The sequence below is a fragment of the Citrobacter sp. CK195 genome (assembly GCF_030333365.1).
Taxonomy (GTDB): Bacteria; Pseudomonadota; Gammaproteobacteria; order Enterobacterales; family Enterobacteriaceae; genus Citrobacter_B; species Citrobacter_B koseri.
On record NZ_JAOWGB010000017.1, the window covers coordinates 119,352 to 137,793 of the forward strand.

General features: G+C 54.3%; 17 protein-coding genes. 11 read left to right on the plus strand and 6 right to left on the minus strand.

All coding sequences use genetic code 11. The features are described 5' to 3' along the window. Positions 1–31: 31 nt before the first annotated feature. Both OGX93_RS01410 and OGX93_RS01415 read right to left on the minus strand, forming a co-directional pair. Complete coding sequence (locus OGX93_RS01410) at positions 32–850, minus strand: DUF72 domain-containing protein (protein WP_047463176.1); 819 nt, start codon at positions 848–850, stop codon at positions 32–34. Then, positions 847–1,413, minus strand: coding sequence for a hydrolase (locus OGX93_RS01415; protein ID WP_071258717.1), 567 nt, complete (start codon positions 1,411–1,413; stop codon positions 847–849). Before OGX93_RS01415 ends, OGX93_RS01410 begins: the two co-directional genes overlap by 4 nt. Before the next feature lie 265 nt (positions 1,414–1,678). Here OGX93_RS01415 and aspS point away from each other — a divergent pair, with 265 nt between their 5' ends. The 6 genes from aspS (at position 1,679) to ruvB (ending at position 6,935) form a co-directional block, all read left to right on the plus strand. Further along, positions 1,679–3,451 carry an aspartate--tRNA ligase gene (aspS, locus tag OGX93_RS01420; RefSeq protein WP_286449259.1) on the plus strand — a complete coding sequence of 591 codons (1,773 nt, stop codon included), beginning with the start codon at positions 1,679–1,681 and terminating at the stop codon, positions 3,449–3,451. Position 3,452: 1 nt separating this feature from the next. Beyond that, a complete protein-coding gene (gene nudB, locus OGX93_RS01425) occupies positions 3,453–3,896 on the plus strand; it encodes a dihydroneopterin triphosphate diphosphatase (RefSeq protein WP_012131993.1) in 444 nt (147 codons plus the stop codon). Between the two features lie 28 nt (positions 3,897–3,924). Further along, the gene (locus tag OGX93_RS01430) at positions 3,925–4,665 is read left to right on the plus strand and encodes a YebC/PmpR family DNA-binding transcriptional regulator (RefSeq protein WP_012131994.1); all 741 of its coding nucleotides are present in this window, start codon (positions 3,925–3,927) and stop codon (positions 4,663–4,665) included. A gap of 37 nt (positions 4,666–4,702) precedes the next feature. Further along, entirely contained in the window at positions 4,703–5,224 is a 522-nt protein-coding gene (ruvC, locus tag OGX93_RS01435; protein WP_012131995.1) for a crossover junction endodeoxyribonuclease RuvC, read from the plus strand. Positions 5,225–5,304: 80 nt separating this feature from the next. Beyond that, on the plus strand, positions 5,305–5,916 hold the full coding sequence (gene ruvA / locus OGX93_RS01440) for a Holliday junction branch migration protein RuvA (RefSeq protein ID WP_012131997.1): 612 nt from the start codon (positions 5,305–5,307) through the stop codon (positions 5,914–5,916). Positions 5,917–5,924: 8 nt separating this feature from the next. Beyond that, on the plus strand, positions 5,925–6,935 hold the full coding sequence (ruvB, locus tag OGX93_RS01445) for a Holliday junction branch migration DNA helicase RuvB (RefSeq protein WP_012131998.1): 1,011 nt from the start codon (positions 5,925–5,927) through the stop codon (positions 6,933–6,935). Between the two features lie 93 nt (positions 6,936–7,028). Here ruvB and znuB read toward each other — a convergent pair whose 3' ends face one another. After that, entirely contained in the window at positions 7,029–7,814 is a 786-nt protein-coding gene (gene znuB, locus OGX93_RS01450) for a zinc ABC transporter permease subunit ZnuB (protein ID WP_012132001.1), read from the minus strand. Next, the gene (gene znuC / locus OGX93_RS01455; RefSeq protein WP_286449258.1) at positions 7,811–8,566 is read right to left on the minus strand and encodes a zinc ABC transporter ATP-binding protein ZnuC; all 756 of its coding nucleotides are present in this window, start codon (positions 8,564–8,566) and stop codon (positions 7,811–7,813) included. The genes znuB and znuC overlap by 4 nt, the downstream gene beginning before the upstream one ends. A gap of 78 nt (positions 8,567–8,644) precedes the next feature. Between znuC and znuA the strand changes: the two genes are divergently transcribed. From znuA to lpxM, 3 genes are all read left to right on the plus strand, one after another. Next, positions 8,645–9,589 carry a zinc ABC transporter substrate-binding protein ZnuA gene (gene znuA, locus OGX93_RS01460; RefSeq protein ID WP_047463184.1) on the plus strand — a complete coding sequence of 315 codons (945 nt, stop codon included), beginning with the start codon at positions 8,645–8,647 and terminating at the stop codon, positions 9,587–9,589. 15 nt (positions 9,590–9,604) lie between these two features. Continuing rightward, positions 9,605–10,924 carry a murein DD-endopeptidase MepM gene (gene mepM / locus OGX93_RS01465; RefSeq protein ID WP_049008838.1) on the plus strand — a complete coding sequence of 440 codons (1,320 nt, stop codon included), beginning with the start codon at positions 9,605–9,607 and terminating at the stop codon, positions 10,922–10,924. 119 nt (positions 10,925–11,043) lie between these two features. Next, positions 11,044–12,015, plus strand: a complete 972-nt coding sequence (gene lpxM / locus OGX93_RS01470) for a lauroyl-Kdo(2)-lipid IV(A) myristoyltransferase (RefSeq protein ID WP_058669451.1) — start codon at positions 11,044–11,046, stop codon at positions 12,013–12,015. An 84-nt stretch (positions 12,016–12,099) separates the two neighbouring features. On the opposite strand, the gene pyk is transcribed toward lpxM, so the two are convergent. Continuing rightward, a complete protein-coding gene (pyk, locus tag OGX93_RS01475; protein ID WP_012132007.1) occupies positions 12,100–13,542 on the minus strand; it encodes a pyruvate kinase in 1,443 nt (480 codons plus the stop codon). A 123-nt stretch (positions 13,543–13,665) separates the two neighbouring features. Further along, complete coding sequence (gene hexR, locus OGX93_RS01480; protein ID WP_012132008.1) at positions 13,666–14,535, minus strand: DNA-binding transcriptional regulator HexR; 870 nt, start codon at positions 14,533–14,535, stop codon at positions 13,666–13,668. 357 nt (positions 14,536–14,892) lie between these two features. Here hexR and zwf point away from each other — a divergent pair, with 357 nt between their 5' ends. After that, the gene (zwf, locus tag OGX93_RS01485; protein WP_012132010.1) at positions 14,893–16,368 is read left to right on the plus strand and encodes a glucose-6-phosphate dehydrogenase; all 1,476 of its coding nucleotides are present in this window, start codon (positions 14,893–14,895) and stop codon (positions 16,366–16,368) included. A gap of 233 nt (positions 16,369–16,601) precedes the next feature. Beyond that, positions 16,602–18,413 (plus strand): phosphogluconate dehydratase, encoded by a 1,812-nt coding sequence (gene edd, locus OGX93_RS01490; RefSeq protein ID WP_049008840.1) that lies wholly within the window; start codon positions 16,602–16,604, stop codon positions 18,411–18,413. Positions 18,414–18,442 lie beyond the last annotated feature (29 nt).

Below are 18,442 nucleotides of genomic sequence, written 5' to 3' on the forward strand. Positions count from 1 at the left end.
CTGATGGCACTGTCTATGATAGGTGGCAATTTCAGAAAAGAGAAGATTGCTGTGGAATAGACGGTGCGGTTCCAATGCCGGGCAAGGCCGCGCGTAAATCTTCCCATAATGTATTCACTAACTCGGGAGCCTGCGCGATATCTGGCGTGTGTAGAAAAAGATACGGCGTAGAGGTCGTTTCCCACAGCGGGAGTTTCGCCAGCCAGTCGGCAAAAAATGTCTGATTTTGCACCATATTGTCGCTGCCGATGAACCTGATCAACGGATGCTTCGCGGTCACGATGGCATGGACCGGCACTTTAGGTTTTTTGCGTTGCGCTTCGCGAATGGCCTGGTTATGAGGATGCGCGGCATGTACCGGGCGGCTGTCGAGGATCACCCGATTCACCTCGCGTTCAACCAGGCCGCGATTGAGCTGTTGTTCTTCCTCGCCTTTGGCGAAAAACACGGGATGGCGCACTTCGACGCCATAGGTGAATGCCTTTGGCAACGCGTCAAGAAAGCGCCAGAGTGTAGGGAGGTCGCGCGGTGAAAACGTCGCGGGGAGTTGCAGCCAGTACTGACCAATTCTTGCCTCCAGCGGCGACATGCGGGTAAAAAATTCCTGCACAAGATCGTCGCAGTTACGCAGCGCGGCCTGATGCGAAATCGTTGCGGGGAACTTAAAGCAGAAGCGAAAATCGTCCGTTGTTTGCGCATGCCAGCGTTCGACAATTTCTGCTTTCGGCAGCGCATACAGGGTGGTGTTGCCCTCCACACAGTTAAAGTGGCGGGCATATTCTTCAAGACTGGTGATACCCAGACGCACCCATTTAGGATGCGACCATTGCGGTAATCCGATGTAGATCATAACGCGTTAAGGATCTCCTCCACGCTGCGCACTCTGGCGATACGCGGAAAAATATGTGTCATGCTGCTTTGATGCTGTTCCGTGCTGGCGGCGCTACAGGCATCTTCGGCGATCACCAGACCAAAACCCAGCTCCCAGGCGTTACGCGCGGTGGATTCTACGCCGATATTGGTGGAGATGCCGCACAGCACGATGGTGTCGACTCCCCGGCGGCGTAATTGTAACTCAAGATCGGTGCCATAGAACGCGCCCCATTGACGCTTGGTGACTTCCAGGTCACTGTCGCTTTTACCGAGCGCCGCCGGGTAACGCCACCAGTTTTCCGGCAGCGCGTTGGCTGGCGCCCGGGCATCGACGGGTTGCTTTAACGCGTCGGCATAATCGTCGGACCAGCCGACGCGAACCATCACCACCGGCGAGCCGTTTGCCCGACATTTTGCGGCCAGTTTCGCTGCGCGGGCGACAACATCGCTTGCCGCATGGGGGCCGCCAGCGAAAGGTAAGATCCCTTCCTGTAAATCAATAACGACCAGGGCAGTGGTTGCGGCGTTCAGTTCCAGCATGATGACTCCTGTAAAATAGATGATTCCGCTACACCTTAAGCGCGTTCCCGAAGGAAAGTGACGACAAATATTGTTAATTTTTGTGAGAATACGCAATAACCGCGTAGCAAACACGCGTACAGTCAGTATCGGACTTATCGTGCGGCAGAATTTCCAGTATAATAGCCGCCTTTTTTCATTCAGTTGTGACATTCAGCTAAAGCTGCGACAACGTCGCCTGTAAAGCAGGCAACAATCCGCCAGCGGCTAAGTTAAGGGATATCTCATGCGTACAGAATATTGCGGACAGCTACGTCTGTCCCACGTGGGGCAGCAGGTGACTCTGTGTGGTTGGGTCAACCGTCGTCGTGATCTTGGTAGCCTGATCTTTATCGATATGCGCGACCGCGAAGGTATCGTACAGGTCTTCTTTGATCCGGATCGTGCGGATGCGTTAAAGCTGGCTTCTGAACTGCGTAATGAGTTCTGTATCCAGGTGACCGGCACCGTGCGTGCGCGTGACGAGAAAAACGTCAACGCCGACATGGCGACGGGCGAAATCGAAGTGCTGGCGTCCGATTTGACGATCATCAACCGTGCAGATTCTCTACCGCTTGACTCTAATCACGTCAATACCGAAGAAGCGCGTCTGAAATACCGTTATCTGGATCTGCGTCGCCCGGAAATGGCTCAACGCCTGAAAACCCGTGCCAAAATCACCAGCCTGGTGCGTCGTTTTATGGACGACCACGGCTTCCTCGACATCGAAACCCCGATGTTGACCAAAGCGACGCCGGAAGGCGCGCGTGACTACCTGGTGCCTTCGCGCGTCCATAAAGGTAAATTCTACGCGCTGCCGCAGTCTCCGCAGTTGTTCAAACAGCTGCTGATGATGTCCGGTTTTGACCGCTACTATCAGATCGTAAAATGCTTCCGTGATGAAGATTTACGTGCTGACCGTCAGCCTGAATTTACCCAGATCGACGTCGAGACCTCCTTTATGACTGCGCCGCAGGTGCGTGAAGTGATGGAAGCGCTGGTACGCCATCTGTGGCAGGAAGTGAAAGGCGTGGATCTGGGCGACTTCCCGATCATGACCTTCGCCGAAGCCGAACGCCGTTACGGTTCCGATAAACCGGATCTGCGTAACCCGTTGGAGCTGGTGGACGTTGCCGACCTGCTGAAATCTGTAGAATTCGCCGTCTTTGCCGGCCCGGCTAACGATCCGAAAGGTCGCGTAGCGGCCCTGCGCGTGCCGGGTGGCGCAAGCTTAAGCCGTAAGCAGATCGACGACTACGGCAATTTCATTAAGATCTACGGCGCGAAAGGGCTGGCTTATATTAAAGTCACCGAACGCGCGAAAGGTCTGGAAGGCATCAACAGCCCGGTGGCGAAGTTCCTTAACGCGGAAATCGTGGAAGCGATTCTGGATCGTACCGCTGCGCAGGACGGCGATATGATTTTCTTCGGCGCCGACAACAAAAAAGTGGTTGCCGATGCGCTGGGCGCGCTGCGTCTGAAAGTGGGTAAAGATCTGAACCTGACCGACGAAGCCAAATGGGCGCCGCTGTGGGTTATCGACTTCCCGATGTTTGAAGATGACGGCGAAGGCGGCCTGACGGCGATGCACCATCCGTTCACCTCACCGAAAGACCTGACCGCCGCCGAGCTGAAAGCCGCACCGGAAAACGCGGTTGCTAACGCCTATGATATGGTGATCAACGGTTATGAAGTCGGTGGTGGTTCCGTGCGTATCCACAGTGGCGACATGCAGCAGACCGTGTTTGGTATTCTGGGTATTAATGAACAGGAACAGCGCGAGAAATTCGGCTTCCTGCTGGATGCGCTGAAATACGGTACGCCGCCGCATGCGGGTCTGGCGTTTGGTCTGGACCGTCTGACTATGCTGCTGACCGGCACTGACAATATCCGTGACGTTATCGCCTTCCCGAAAACGACTGCCGCTGCCTGTCTGATGACCGAAGCGCCAAGTTTCGCGAACCCGGCAGCGCTGGCTGAGCTGGGTATTGATGTCGTTAAGAAGGCCGAGAATAACTGATATGGCATACAAACAGCCTGTCTCGGTGTTAGTCGTGATTTATGCAAAGGACACCGGGAGAGTGCTGATGTTACAGCGACGCGACGATCCTGATTTCTGGCAGTCGGTTACCGGCAGTCTGGAAGAGGGCGAAACCGCGTCGCAAGCCGCTATGCGCGAAGTAAAGGAAGAGGTCACAATAGATGTTGCAGCAGAGCAACTGACCTTAATTGACTGTCAGCGCACGGTGGAATTTGAGATTTTTTCACATTTACGTCATCGCTACGCGCCGGGAATTGAGCGTAATACTGAATCCTGGTTTTGCCTGGCACTTCCCTCTGAACGAGAGATCGTGTTCACCGAACATCTGACCTATCGTTGGGTTAATGCGGATGAAGCCGCGCAGTTAACCAAGTCGTGGAGTAACCGGCAGGCGATTGAAGAGTTTGTAATTAACGTCGCCTGAGAAGGCGCGCTTTTTGGAGATATTATTTATGGCAGGTCATAGTAAATGGGCCAACACCAGACATCGTAAAGCAGCGCAGGATGCTAAACGCGGTAAAATTTTCACCAAAATCATTCGTGAGCTGGTGACGGCGGCCAAACTGGGCGGCGGCGACCCGGACGCTAACCCGCGTCTGCGTGCGGCAGTCGATAAAGCGCTGTCGAACAACATGACCCGCGATACGCTGAATCGTGCGATTGCGCGTGGCGTCGGCGGCGATGATGATGCGAACATGGAAACCATCATCTATGAAGGTTACGGTCCTGGCGGCACGGCTGTGATGGTTGAGTGCCTGTCTGACAACCGTAACCGTACCGTTGCGGAAGTGCGTCACGCTTTCAGCAAATGCGGCGGCAACCTGGGTACTGACGGTTCCGTGGCTTACCTGTTCAGCAAAAAAGGGGTGATCTCCTTCGAACAGGGTGACGAAGACACCATCATGGAAGCCGCGCTGGAAGCCGGTGCGGAAGACGTTGTGACCTTTGATGACGGTGCGATTGACGTCTACACCGCATGGGAAGAGATGGGCAAAGTGCGCGACGCGCTGGAAGCTGCGGGTCTGAAAGCGGACAACGCTGAAGTTTCCATGATCCCGTCCACCAAAGCGGATATGGATGCGGAAACCGCGCCGAAACTGATGCGTCTGATCGATATGCTGGAAGACTGCGACGACGTGCAGGAAGTTTACCATAACGGTGAGATCTCTGATGAGGTTGCGGCTACGTTATAATGACGTGGTTTAATTCCGTTCTAATCGGAGGCGCGTGATGTCTATTATTCTCGGTATCGACCCGGGTTCACGCGTCACGGGTTATGGCGTGATTCGTCAGGTGGGCAGGCAACTGACTTACCTGGGCAGCGGGTGTATCCGCACGAAAGTGGATGATTTACCGTCTCGCCTGAAGCTGATTTATGCGGGCGTGACGGAAATCATCACCCAGTTCCAGCCGGACTATTTCGCGATTGAACAGGTATTTATGGCGAAGAACGCGGATTCCGCGCTTAAGCTGGGTCAGGCGCGCGGCGTGGCGATTGTCGCGGCGGTAAACCAGGATCTTCCGGTGTTTGAGTATGCCGCCCGTCAGGTGAAGCAAACCGTTGTCGGGATCGGCAGCGCGGAGAAAAGCCAGGTACAGCACATGGTGCGCACGTTGCTGAAACTCCCGGCAAATCCCCAGGCGGATGCGGCGGATGCGCTGGCTATCGCCATCACCCACTGCCACGTTAGCCAGAACGCGATGCAAATGAGTGACTCGCGGCTCAATCTGGCGCGTGGGCGGCTACGATAATGACAAATGAGGCTGGATATCTATCCAGCCTTTTTTTATGATACCACTTTACTTTTTCGGCCCCAACGCAGGAGCGCAATGTGATAGGCAGACTCAGAGGCATTATTCTGGAAAAACAACCCCCGCTGGTATTACTTGAGGTGGGCGGCGTAGGCTATGAAGTCCATATGCCGATGACCTGTTTTTATGAGCTCCCGGAATCTGGAAAAGAAGCGACCGTATTCACCCATTTTGTGGTGCGTGAAGATGCGCAATTGCTGTATGGGTTTAACAATAAACAGGAGCGAACCCTGTTTAAAGAACTGATCAAAACGAACGGCGTTGGGCCGAAACTCGCGCTGGCGATCCTCTCCGGGATGTCGGCTCAGCAGTTTGTGAATGCCGTTGAGCGCGAGGAGCCCGCCGCGTTGGTGAAACTGCCGGGTATTGGTAAAAAAACCGCAGAACGCCTGATCGTTGAAATGAAAGATCGCTTCAAAGGCCTGCACGGTGACCTCTTTACGCCGGCCGCCGACCTGGTGCTGACCTCTCCGGCAAGTCCGGCAACGGATGATGCGGAGCAAGAAGCGGTTGCTGCGCTGGTGGCGCTGGGCTATAAACCACAGGAAGCCAGCCGCATGGTGAGCAAAATTGCCCGCCCTGACGCCAGCAGTGAAACATTGATTCGCGAAGCACTCCGCGCCGCGTTATGAGGTAAAGGATGATAGAAGCAGATCGCCTGATTTCAGCAGGTGGAACCCAGGTGGAAGAGGTTGCCGATCGCGCCATTCGCCCGAAGTTGCTGGAAGAGTACATTGGTCAGCCTCAGGTGCGTTCGCAAATGGAGATCTTTATCCAGGCGGCAAAGCTGCGCGGCGACGCGCTCGATCACCTGCTGATCTTTGGCCCGCCGGGGCTGGGGAAAACGACGCTGGCTAACATTGTCGCCAATGAAATGGGCGTGAACCTGCGCACCACGTCTGGCCCGGTGCTGGAAAAGGCGGGCGATCTGGCGGCGATGCTGACCAACCTTGAACCTCATGATGTGCTGTTTATCGATGAGATCCACCGTTTATCACCGGTGGTGGAAGAGGTGTTGTATCCGGCGATGGAAGATTATCAGCTGGACATTATGATTGGCGAAGGGCCTGCTGCGCGTTCGATAAAAATCGATCTGCCGCCTTTTACGCTGATTGGCGCCACCACGCGAGCCGGGTCATTGACGTCGCCGCTGCGTGACCGTTTCGGTATTGTTCAGCGTCTGGAGTTTTATCAGGTGCCTGACCTGCAACACATCGTCGGGCGCAGCGCGCGGTTTATGGGGCTGGAAATGAGCGATGAAGGTGCGCTGGAGGTTGCCCGCCGCGCTCGCGGTACGCCGCGTATCGCCAACCGCCTGTTGCGTCGCGTACGTGATTTTGCTGAAGTGAAACATAACGGCGCCATCTCTGCGGATATCGCCGCTCAGGCGCTGGATATGCTGAATGTCGATGCGGAAGGGTTTGACTATATGGACCGCAAGCTGCTGCTGGCCGTAATTGATAAATTCTTTGGCGGCCCCGTCGGTCTCGATAACCTGGCCGCAGCCATTGGCGAAGAGCGTGAAACGATTGAGGACGTACTGGAACCGTATTTGATTCAGCAGGGCTTTTTGCAACGAACCCCGCGCGGGCGAATGGCGACGGTGCGGGCGTGGAATCATTTTGGAATAACGCCGCCGGAAATGCCTTAATTTATGTGCGTTAGGCCGGATGACGGTTGCGCCTTATCCGGCCTGCCTGTGAACGTAGGCCCGGTAAGCGGAGCGCCACCGGGAAACACACGCTTAGCTCGCCTGCTTCTTCATCATGCTGAAAATAAACAGCAGCGCGGCACACAGCACCACTGACGGGCCTGCCGGCGTGTCGTAAAACGCAGAAAACGTCAGACCGCCTGTAACCGCTATCATACCCATTCCTACTGCGACACCCGCCATCTGCTCCGGGGTGCGGGCAAAGCGACGCGCCGTGGCGGCAGGAATAATCAGCAATGAGGTGATAATCAGCGCCCCGACAAATTTCATCGCCACGCCGATAGTCAATGCGGTGACCAGCATCAGCAGGAGCTTAACGCGCTGTAACTTCACGCCATCGACAAAAGCCAGATCCGGGCTAATGGTCATCGACAGCAGATTACGCCACTGCCAGAAGAGGATCGCCAGCACGATAACCACGCCGATGGCGATGAAAATCAGGTCTTCCGGCGTCACGGCCAGCAGGTCGCCAAACAGATAAGCCATCAAGTCCACGCGAATGTTGGACATCAGGCTGACGACCACAAGACCTAACGACAGGGCACTGTGCGCCATAATGCCGAGAAGCGTGTCGATAGCGAGGTGAGGGCGTTTCTCCAGCCACACCAGACCGGCTGCCAGCATCAGCGTAACGGCAATCACCGCATAGAACGGGTTGATGTCCAGCAGCAACCCAAAAGCGACCCCCAACAGCGAGGCGTGCGCCAGCGTATCGCCAAAATAGGACATTCGACGCCAGACCACGAACGAGCCCAGCGGGCCAGCGGCGCAGGCCAGCATGATCCCGGCTAACCAGCCAGGCAATAACAGTTCAATCATGAGTGTCCATTTCCCCGGCGCAGTACGATACGACCTTGTAAATCGTGGCGATGATTATGATGATGACGGTAAATTCCCAACTGTTCTGCGCCGCGCGGCCCGAACATAGAGATGAATTCAGGATGCATGGAAACGATTTCAGGGGTGCCGGAGCAACAGATATGGTGATTCAGACACAGCACCTCATCCGTTTTCGCCATCACCAGATGCAGGTCGTGCGAGACCATCAGCACCGCGCAATCCAGCTCGCGCCGCAGCTGGTCAATGAGATCGTACAGGGCGACCTGACCATTGACATCCACGCCCTGAGTCGGCTCATCCAGTACCAGCAGCTGTGGTTGATTCAGCAGCGCGCGGGCTAACAAAACGCGCTGGGTTTCACCGCCGGACAGCTTTTGCATGGGGGCGTCAATGAGGTGTCCGGCCTGAACGCGTTTCAGGGCCGGAAGAATGTCGGTTTTTTGTGTACCGGGGCGTAAGCGTAAAAAGCGGCTTACCGTCAGCGGCAGCGTGGTGTCGAGATACAGTTTTTGCGGGACGTAGCCAATACGCAACTGCCCGTTGCGCTTGATCAGCCCTTCATCAGGCGCTACCAGCCCTAATACTACGCGTACCAGCGTAGACTTCCCGGCACCGTTTGGGCCGAGAAGCGTCAAAATTTTTCCTGGTCCGAGTTCAAGCGACACGTCAGAAAGGACGCGGCGTTGACCGAAAGAGACCGAAACATTTTCCAGTGAAACCAAAGTCGTCATGTCAATTTTAGGCTTGCAGAAGTCATAGAATGTTATAATATCACATTTCTCACATTCATTACGATGATTAGTCGCATTATGTTACATAAAAATACGCTTCTTTTCGCAGCATTATCCGCTGCGCTATGGGGTGGTGCAACACAGGCCGCAAATGCCGCCGTTGTCGCCTCTCTCAAGCCCTTAGGTTTCATCGCTTCCGCCATTGCCGATGGCGTCACGGACACCCAGGTTTTATTGCCGGATGGGGCGTCTGAGCATGATTATTCACTGCGTCCGTCTGACGTAAAACGCTTACAGGGCGCGGACTTAGTTGTCTGGATCGGCCCTGAGATGGAAGCGTTCATGGAAAAGTCAGTAAAGAACATTCCTGACGGAAAACAGGTAACGATTGCGCAGCTCGCCGACGTGAAACCGCTACTCATGAAAGGCGCTGATGACGACGACGACGATCACGATCACGGGCATGCGCACGGTGAAAAAGGTGACGCACATCACCATCATGGTGATTACAACATGCATCTTTGGCTTTCCCCAGAGATAGCGCGGGCTTCAGCGGTTGCAATCCATGAAAAATTAGTGGAACTTATGCCGCAAAGTCGAGCCAAACTTGACGCCAACCTGAAGGATTTTGAGGCACAATTAGCCGCAACCGATAAGCAGGTAGGTAACGAGCTCGCACCGCTCAAGGGGAAAGGGTACTTCGTTTTTCATGACGCCTACGGCTACTACGAAAAACATTATGGGCTAACTCCGCTTGGTCACTTTACCGTGAACCCTGAGATTCAACCTGGTGCGCAGCGTTTACATGAAATAAGAACACAGTTGGTTGAGCAAAAAGCAACCTGCGTTTTTGCTGAGCCACAGTTCAGGCCAGCGGTCGTTGAAGCCGTTGCGAGAGGGACATCCGTTCGAATGGGAACGTTGGATCCCCTCGGAACGAACATTAAACTGGGTAAAACAAGCTATTCAGCGTTTCTGAATCAATTAGCCAACCAGTATGCGAGCTGCCTGAAAGGAGATTAATGAGGACGTGAATACGTGCAACAGATAGCCCGCTCTGTCGCCCTGGCATTTAATAATCTGCCCCGACCCCACCGCGTTATGCTGGGGTCGCTTACTGTTCTGACACTGGCCGTCGCGGTATGGCGGCCTTACGTTTACCACCCTGACTCTGCGCCCATCGTCAAAACCATCGAACTGGAAAAGAGCGAAATTCGTTCGCTGCTGCCTGAGGCCAGCGAACCGATTGATCAGGCGGCGCAGGAAGATGAAGCGATCCCACAGGATGAGCTGGACGACAAAACGTCTGGCGAAGTGGGCGTGCATGAATATGTTGTCTCCACCGGCGATACGCTGAGCAGCATTTTGAATCAGTATGGCATTGATATGGGCGATATCAGCCGACTGGCCGCTGCGGATAAGGAACTCCGTAATCTGAAAATCGGCCAGCAGATCTCCTGGACGTTGACGCCGGACGGCGATTTGCAACGCCTGACCTGGGAAGTCTCACGCCGCGAAACGCGTACCTACGATCGTAGCGGAACGGGTTTCAAAATGAGCAGCGAAATGCAGCAGGGCGACTGGGTCAATAGCCTGATGAAAGGCGCAGTTGGCGGGAGCTTTGTCGCCAGTGCGAAAGACGCCGGTTTGACCAGCGCAGAAGTCAGCGCCGTCATTAAAGCGATGCAGTGGCAGATGGACTTCCGTAAGCTGAAAAAAGGCGATGAGTTCTCTGTGTTGATGTCGCGTGAAATGCTGGATGGCAAGCGTGAACAGAGCCAGCTTCTGGGCGTGCGTCTGCGTTCAGATGGAAAAGATTATTACGCGATTCGCGCGGAAGACGGTAAGTTCTATGACCGAAACGGCACAGGGCTTGCGAAAGGATTCTTGCGCTTCCCGACGGCGAAGCAGTTCCGCATTTCGTCAAACTTTAATCCGCGTCGTCTGAACCCGGTGACCGGTCGCGTTGCGCCGCATAAAGGCGTCGATTTTGCGATGCCGCAAGGTACGCCCGTGCTGTCGGTCGGTGACGGCGAGGTCGTGGTAGCGAAACGCAGCGGCGCGGCAGGTTATTATGTCGCTATCCGTCACGGCCGTACTTACACCACGCGTTATATGCACCTGCGTAAGCTGCTGGTGAAACCTGGGCAGAAAGTGAAACGTGGCGATCGTATCGCGCTGTCAGGCAATACCGGGCGTTCTACCGGGCCGCATCTGCACTATGAAGTCTGGATTAACCAGCAGGCTGTTAACCCGCTGACGGCAAAACTGCCGCGTACCGAAGGGCTGACAGGTTCTGACCGCCGTGCTTATCTGGCGCAGGTCAAAGAAGTCCTGCCGCAGTTGCGCTTCGATTAATAAATACGCTTATAGAGCCGGTACGCGATGCGTACCGGCTTTTTTATTTTGTGTGGCGCACAGCGCGCCGCTACACTATCAACAGATTTACTTTTCGTGGCATCAAACACTGGAAAAGCATGGAAACGAAAAAAAATAACATTGAGTACATCCCTGAGTTTGAGAAATCTTTTCGTCATCCACGCTATTGGGGGGCCTGGTTGGGCGTGGCCGCAATGGCGGGTATTGCATTAACGCCCGCGTCGTTTCGCGATCCTTTACTGGCGAAGCTGGGACGTTTTGCCGGACGTCTGGGGAAAAGCGCCCGGCGTCGCGCACTGATCAACTTATCTCTGTGTTTTCCTGAGTACAGCGAAGCAGAGCGTGAAGCTATCGTCGACAGAATGTTTGCGACCGCGCCACAGGCGATGACCATGATGGCCGAACTGGCGATTCGTGGGCCTGAAAAACTGCAAAAGCGCGTCGACTGGCAGGGGCTGGAGATCATTGATGAGCTGCGGCGGAATAATGAAAAGGTGATCTTTCTGGTGCCGCACGGGTGGGGCGTGGATATTCCCGCGATGCTGATGGCGTCCCAGGGGCAGAAAATGGCGGCGATGTTCCATAACCAGGGCAACCCGGTATTTGACTATGTCTGGAACACGGTCCGTCGTCGTTTTGGTGGTCGTCTGCATGCGCGCAATGATGGTATCAAGCCGTTTATCCAGTCTGTCCGTCAGGGCTACTGGGGATACTATCTGCCGGATCAGGATCATGGCCCGGAACACAGTGAGTTTGTTGATTTCTTCGCAACCTACAAAGCGACGCTGCCAGCCATTGGCCGGTTAATGAAGGTGTGTCGTGCTCGCGTGGTGCCGCTTTTCCCGGTTTATGATGGTAAAACGCACCGTCTGACCATCCTGGTGCGACCGCCGATGGACGATCTTCTGACTGCGGATGACCACACTATCGCCAGACGGATGAACGAAGAGGTGGAAATTTTTGTCAGACCGCATCCTGAGCAATATACCTGGATTCTGAAACTGCTCAAAACCCGCAAACCGGGTGAAATTCAGCCGTATAAGCGCAAAGAGTGGTATCCCATCAAATAAAAAAAGCCTCTCGTCAGAGAGGCTTTTTTGTTACCCGGCCTGTAAGCCTGATAAGCGAAGCGCCATCAGGCTTATCACCAACGATTACTCGACGGTCAGGATACGCGTGGTATTGGTGGAGCCGATGGTGCTCATCACGTCGCCCTGGGTCACGATAACCAGATCGCCCGAAACCAGATAGCCTTTATCGCGCAGCAGGTTAACCGCTTCGCTTGCCGCGACAACGCCGTCTGCCGCGCTGTCAAAGTGAACCGGCGTAACGCCACGGTAAAGAGAGGTCAGGTTCAGCGTGCGTTCATGGCGGGACATGGCGAAAATCGGCAGGCCGGAACTGATACGCGAAGTCATCAGCGCCGTACGACCGGATTCGGTCATGGAGATAATCGCCGTTACCCCTTTCAGGTGGTTCGCCGCATACATGGCGGACATTGCGATCGCTTCTTCAACGTTGTCGAACTGGACATCCAGACGGTGTTTAGAGACATTGATGCTCGGGATCTTTTCTGCGCCCAGGCAAACGCGCGCCATTGCCGCAACGGTTTCTGCCGGGTATTGTCCTGCTGCCGTTTCCGCCGACAGCATGACGGCGTCGGTGCCGTCCAGCACGGCGTTCGCCACGTCCATCACTTCCGCGCGGGTTGGCATTGGGTTGGTGATCATCGATTCCATCATCTGCGTGGCGGTAATCACCGCACGATTCAACTGACGAGCGCGGCGAATCAGCGCTTTTTGAATCCCGACCAGTTCAGGATCGCCAATCTCAACGCCGAGGTCGCCACGCGCAACCATCACCACGTCTGATGCAAGAATAATGTCGTCCATTGCGTTCTGGTCGCAGACGGCTTCCGCACGTTCTACTTTCGCGACGATTTTGGCGTCGCAACCTGCATCGCGCGCCAGGCGACGCGCATAATTCAGATCTTCGCCGCAGCGCGGGAAGGAGACAGCCAGATAATCCACGCCGATCTGCGCTGCGGTAACGATATCCGCTTTATCTTTCTCGGTCAGCGCTTCGGCGGAGAGACCGCCGCCCAGCTTGTTGATCCCTTTATTGTTAGAGAGCGGGCCGCCGACGGTCACTTCGGTGAAGACTTTCATGCCCTGAACTTCCAGCACTTTTAGCTGTACGCGACCATCATCAAGCAGCAGGATGTCGCCAGGCACGACGTCAGCAGGCAGGCCTTTATAATCAATACCGACTTTATCTTTGTCGCCTTCGCCTTTGCCCAGGTTGGCATCAAGAAGGAATTTATCGCCGATATTGAGGAAAACTTTGCCTTCTTTAAAGGTGGATACACGAATTTTTGGCCCCTGGAGGTCACCCAGAATCGCCACATGACGCCCCAGTTTGGCGGCAATCTCACGAACTTTATCCGCGCGCACTTTGTGATCTTCCGGCGTGCCGTGAGAGAAGTTCATACGTACGACGTTCGCGCCAGCAGCGATAATCTTTTCAAGGTTGTTATCGCGGTCAGTTGCCGGGCCTAACGTGGTAACGATTTTGGTTCTGCGAAGCCTTCTGGACATGTAATACTCCGTTGACTGAAACAACTTGGTGTTGCGTGAACATTGATCCGGTCGTTCTGAGACCTTAACGGTTAAAAATGAACGTATCCGAATGACGAAAAGGATAGAACATTGTTATTGCTTTTAGCTGTCATTACTCTTGATGAGTAATTCTTTATCAAAACGCGATTCCTTGAGCGCTTCCTTGACACGCTTCAAGTTATCTCTGAATTTTGCCCCACGACGCAAAGTAAATCCTGTTGCCAGCACATCTATCACGGTCAGTTGAGCAAGTCGAGAGATCATGGGCATATAAATGTCAGTATCTTCCGGCACATCAAGGGTAATTGCCAGCGTTGCTTCTCGTGCCAGTGGCGTTCCGGCAGAGGTTAGCGCAATCACCATCGCATCGTTTTCGCGCGCCAGCTGCGCCAGTTCCACCAGACTTTTGGTTCGGCCGGTGTGGGAAATAAGCACGACCACGTCATCATCGCTACAATTCATACAACTCATACGTTGCAGGACAATGTCGTCGGAGTAGATCACCGGCACGTTGAAGCGAAAAAACTTGTTCATGGCGTCGTGCGCCACGGCCGCAGAGGAACCCAGGCCAAAAAAGGCGATTTTCTTCGCCTGGGTGAGCAAATCGACGGCACGGTTTATCGCAGATTTATCCAGCGACTGGCGAACGTGGTCCAGACTGGCCATCGCAGACTCGAAGATTTTCCCCGTATAGGACTCAACGCTGTCATCTTCATCCACATTGCGATTAACATAAGGGGTACCATTCGCCAGACTTTGTGCCAGATGCAGTTTAAAATCAGGGAAGCCGCGCGTATCCATGCTGCGGCAAAAACGGTTCACGGTAGGCTCACTGACGTTCGCTTCCTGGGCCAGCGTAGCAATACTTGAATGAATCGCGCGGTCGGGGGAGGCAACGATAACATCGGCTACTTTACGTTCTGACTTGCTCAAATGTTCCAGTTGAGATTGGATTTTTTCTAGCATATTCATGATGTAGAAAAGCTCACAGTTAATAACGATTTCAATGATGTGAGAAATCGAGATGCGATTTTGTTAGATATTACCCCTGAGCATCCGGGAAGGGGGCAAAATGGATAGAATAGTTGTTGTTTTTTTTCATTACATGATCGGTGTCTGATTTTAGCTGTCTGTTACATGTACGAAAACGACAATTTTTTTATCTGTTTTACGGCTATTTACCGCGGGAAAACCGAAGATCGCCCGAATCGCACGGGTGGATAAGCGTTTACAGTTTCGGGATTCACGTAAAAGCAGTACAGTGCATTGTAATAAAATTACAACTATACCCTGGCAAAAGCACCGGGATATTTAACTGAGGAGAATGACATGGCGGTAACGCAAACAGCCCAGGCATGTGACCTGGTCATTTTCGGCGCGAAAGGCGACCTGGCGCGCCGAAAATTGCTGCCTTCCCTGTATCAACTGGAGAAAGCCGGTCAGATTAACCCGGATACCCGTATTATCGGGGTGGGTCGCGCGGACTGGGACAAAGATGCCTATACCAAAGTGGTTCGCGAAGCGCTCGAAACCTTCATGAAAGAAAAGATTGATGAAGGCTTGTGGGATACCCTGAGCGGCCGTCTGGATTTTTGCAATCTGGACGTTAACGACACTGAGGCGTTTGGTCGCCTGGGGGCCATGCTGGATCAAAAATCGCGCACCACCATTAACTATTTTGCGATGCCGCCGAGCACCTTTGGCGCCATCTGTAAAGGTCTGGGTGAAGCGAAGCTGAACGCTAAACCGGCTCGTGTGGTAATGGAAAAACCGCTGGGCACCTCGCTGGCGACCTCGCGTGAAATCAACGATCAGGTAGGCGAGTACTTTGAAGAGTGCCAGGTTTACCGTATCGACCACTATCTGGGCAAAGAGACCGTTCTTAACCTGCTGGCGCTGCGTTTTGCCAACTCGCTGTTCGTGAATAACTGGGACAACCGCACGATTGATCATGTGGAAATTACCGTTGCGGAAGAGGTGGGCATTGAAGGTCGCTGGGGTTACTTCGACCAGGCGGGCCAGATGCGCGACATGATCCAGAACCACCTGCTGCAAATTCTGTGCATGATTGCGATGTCGCCGCCGTCCGATCTGACGGCCGACAGCATCCGCGATGAGAAAGTGAAAGTGCTGAAGTCGCTGCGCCGCATCGATCGCTCGAACGTGCGCGAGAAAACGGTTCGCGGGCAATACACCACCGGTTTTGCTCAGGGCAAAAAAGTACCGGGCTACCTCGAAGAAGAGGGTGCGAACAAGAGCAGCAACACCGAGACCTTTGTGGCGATTCGCGTGGACATCGACAACTGGCGCTGGGCGGGCGTACCGTTCTACCTGCGCACCGGTAAACGTCTGCCGACCAAATGCTCTGAGGTTGTCGTCTACTTCAAGACGCCTGAGCTGAACCTGTTCAAAGAGTCCTGGCAGGATCTGCCGCAGAACAAGCTGACCATCCGTCTGCAACCTGATGAAGGTGTGGACATCCAGGTGCTTAACAAAGTGCCGGGTCTGGATCACAAGCACAATTTGCAGATCACCAAGCTGGATTTGAGCTACTCCGAAACCTTCAATCAAACGCATCTGGCGGATGCTTACGAGCGTCTGTTGCTGGAAACCATGCGCGGTATTCAGGCGCTGTTCGTACGTCGTGATGAAGTTGAAGAGGCCTGGAAGTGGGTGGACTCCATCACTGAAGCCTGGGAAATGGATAATGATGCGCCAAAACCGTATCAGGCGGGGACCTGGGGGCCGGTCGCTTCGGTGGCGATGATCACCCGTGATGGCCGTTCCTGGAATGAGTTTGAGTAAAATTCCATCTAGCCCATAGGTGTTATTTTACCGGTAACATGATCTAACACAGATTGTAGAACAATTTTTGCACTTTTAAGCCTCGCGTGGATTCACCCGCGGGGCTTTTTTTATTACACTGCCGGAAGTGATTTTGCCCCAGTGCGCCATATAACAAGCGATTCAGCAATATTTAACCTTACTGAAACCCTTTGTTAATCGGCGGCACAGACAAATAAATTTCAGGAGCCTCTATGAATCCAGATTTGTTACGCGTAACAAAACGCATTGTCGAACGCTCGCGTGAGACACGTTCTGCCTACCTCGCCCGTATTGAACAAGCGAGAACATCCACTGTTCATCGCTCGCAGCTGGCATGCGGTAACCTGGCGCACGGCTTTGCCGCCTGCCAGCCTGACGACAAAGCGTCACTGAAGAGCATGTTGCGTAACAATATCGGGATCATCACCTCTTACAACGACATGCTTTCCGCTCATCAGCCGTATGAGCACTATCCCGAGATCATCCGCAAAGCGCTGCATTCCGCGAATGCGGTAGGCCAGGTCGCCGGCGGCGTTCCTGCGATGTGTGATGGCGTGACGCAGGGGCAGGACGGTATGGAGCTTTCTCTGCTGAGCCGCGAAGTGATCGCAATGTCGGCGGCGGTGGGACTGTCTCACAATATGTTTGATGGCGCGCTGTTCCTTGGCGTGTGTGACAAAATCGTCCCCGGTCTGGCGATGGCGGCGCTGTCATTTGGCCACCTGCCGTCTGTTTTTGTGCCTTCCGGCCCGATGGCAAGCGGTCTGCCTAATAAAGAAAAAGTGCGTATCCGCCAGTTATATGCGGAAGGGAAGGTCGATCGCATGGCGCTGCTGGAATCTGAGGCGGCCTCTTACCACGCGCCAGGCACCTGTACGTTCTACGGCACCGCCAACACCAACCAGATGGTGGTGGAGTTCATGGGGATGCAGTTGCCCGGCTCATCCTTTGTTCACCCGGACGCGCCGTTGCGTGAAGCGCTGACCGCTGCCGCCGCGCGCCAGGTGACGCGCCTGACCGGTAACGGCAACGAATGGATGCCGATCGGTAAGATGATTGATGAAAAAGTGGTCGTGAACGGCATTGTGGCGCTGCTGGCAACCGGCGGTTCAACCAATCACACCATGCACCTCGTCGCGATGGCGCGGGCGGCAGGCATCCTGATTAACTGGGATGATTTCTCCGATCTGTCGGAAATCGTACCGTTGATGGCGCGTCTGTATCCGAATGGCCCGGCAGATATTAACCACTTCCAGGCGGCAGGCGGCGTACCGGCACTGATGCGTGAACTGCTGAATGCGGGACTGTTGCATGAAGATGTGAATACCGTGGCGGGTTTTGGTCTGTCTCGCTATACCTTCGAACCGTGGCTGAACAACGGCGAGCTGGACTGGCGCGAAGGGGTGGCGAAATCCCTGGACAGCAATGTGATTGCCACCTTTGATAAGCCGTTCTCCCACCACGGCGGAACGAAAGTGCTGAGCGGCAACCTTGGCCGCGCGGTCATGAAAACGTCTGCGGTGCCGGTTGAAAATCAAATTATTGAAGCGCCAGCGGTTGTTTTTGAAAGTCAGCATGATGTTTTACCGGCTTTTGAAGCGGGTCTGCTTGACCGCGATTGCGTGGTGGTTGTGCGCCATCAGGGACCAAAAGCGAACGGAATGCCAGAATTACATAAACTCATGCCGCCACTTGGTGTATTATTGGACCGTTGTTTCAAAATTGCGTTAGTTACCGATGGACGGCTTTCCGGTGCTTCAGGTAAAGTGCCTTCAGCAATCCATGTAACCCCGGAAGCCTATGATGGCGGGCTACTGGCGAAAGTACGCGATGGCGACATTATTCGTGTGAATGGACAGACAGGCGAACTGACGCTGCTGGTTGATGATGCGGAACTTGCCGCTCGCCAGCCTCACATTCCTGACCTGAGCGCATCGCGCATCGGTACAGGCCGTGAGATGTTCAGCGCGTTGCGTGAAAAACTGTCCGGCGCCGAGCAGGGCGCAACCTGTATGACGTTTTAAGACGACAAATTTTGTACTCAGGCGAGAGA

Excerpts from the sequence above, each read along its gene's own strand:
- OGX93_RS01410 (WP_047463176.1), bottom strand. The coding sequence starts at position 850 with ATGATCTACATCGGATTACCGCAATGGTCGCATCCTAAATGGGTGCGT.
- OGX93_RS01415 (WP_071258717.1), bottom strand. The coding sequence starts at position 1,413 with ATGCTGGAACTGAACGCCGCAACCACTGCCCTGGTCGTTATTGATTTA.
- aspS (WP_286449259.1), top strand. The coding sequence starts at position 1,679 with ATGCGTACAGAATATTGCGGACAGCTACGTCTGTCCCACGTGGGGCAG.
- nudB (WP_012131993.1), top strand. The coding sequence starts at position 3,453 with ATGGCATACAAACAGCCTGTCTCGGTGTTAGTCGTGATTTATGCAAAG.
- OGX93_RS01430 (WP_012131994.1), top strand. The coding sequence starts at position 3,925 with ATGGCAGGTCATAGTAAATGGGCCAACACCAGACATCGTAAAGCAGCG.
- ruvC (WP_012131995.1), top strand. The coding sequence starts at position 4,703 with ATGTCTATTATTCTCGGTATCGACCCGGGTTCACGCGTCACGGGTTAT.
- ruvB (WP_012131998.1), top strand. The coding sequence starts at position 5,925 with ATGATAGAAGCAGATCGCCTGATTTCAGCAGGTGGAACCCAGGTGGAA.
- znuB (WP_012132001.1), bottom strand. The coding sequence starts at position 7,814 with ATGATTGAACTGTTATTGCCTGGCTGGTTAGCCGGGATCATGCTGGCC.
- znuC (WP_286449258.1), bottom strand. The coding sequence starts at position 8,566 with ATGACGACTTTGGTTTCACTGGAAAATGTTTCGGTCTCTTTCGGTCAA.
- znuA (WP_047463184.1), top strand. The coding sequence starts at position 8,645 with ATGTTACATAAAAATACGCTTCTTTTCGCAGCATTATCCGCTGCGCTA.
- lpxM (WP_058669451.1), top strand. The coding sequence starts at position 11,044 with ATGGAAACGAAAAAAAATAACATTGAGTACATCCCTGAGTTTGAGAAA.
- pyk (WP_012132007.1), bottom strand. The coding sequence starts at position 13,542 with ATGTCCAGAAGGCTTCGCAGAACCAAAATCGTTACCACGTTAGGCCCG.
- hexR (WP_012132008.1), bottom strand. The coding sequence starts at position 14,535 with ATGAATATGCTAGAAAAAATCCAATCTCAACTGGAACATTTGAGCAAG.
- zwf (WP_012132010.1), top strand. The coding sequence starts at position 14,893 with ATGGCGGTAACGCAAACAGCCCAGGCATGTGACCTGGTCATTTTCGGC.
- edd (WP_049008840.1), top strand. The coding sequence starts at position 16,602 with ATGAATCCAGATTTGTTACGCGTAACAAAACGCATTGTCGAACGCTCG.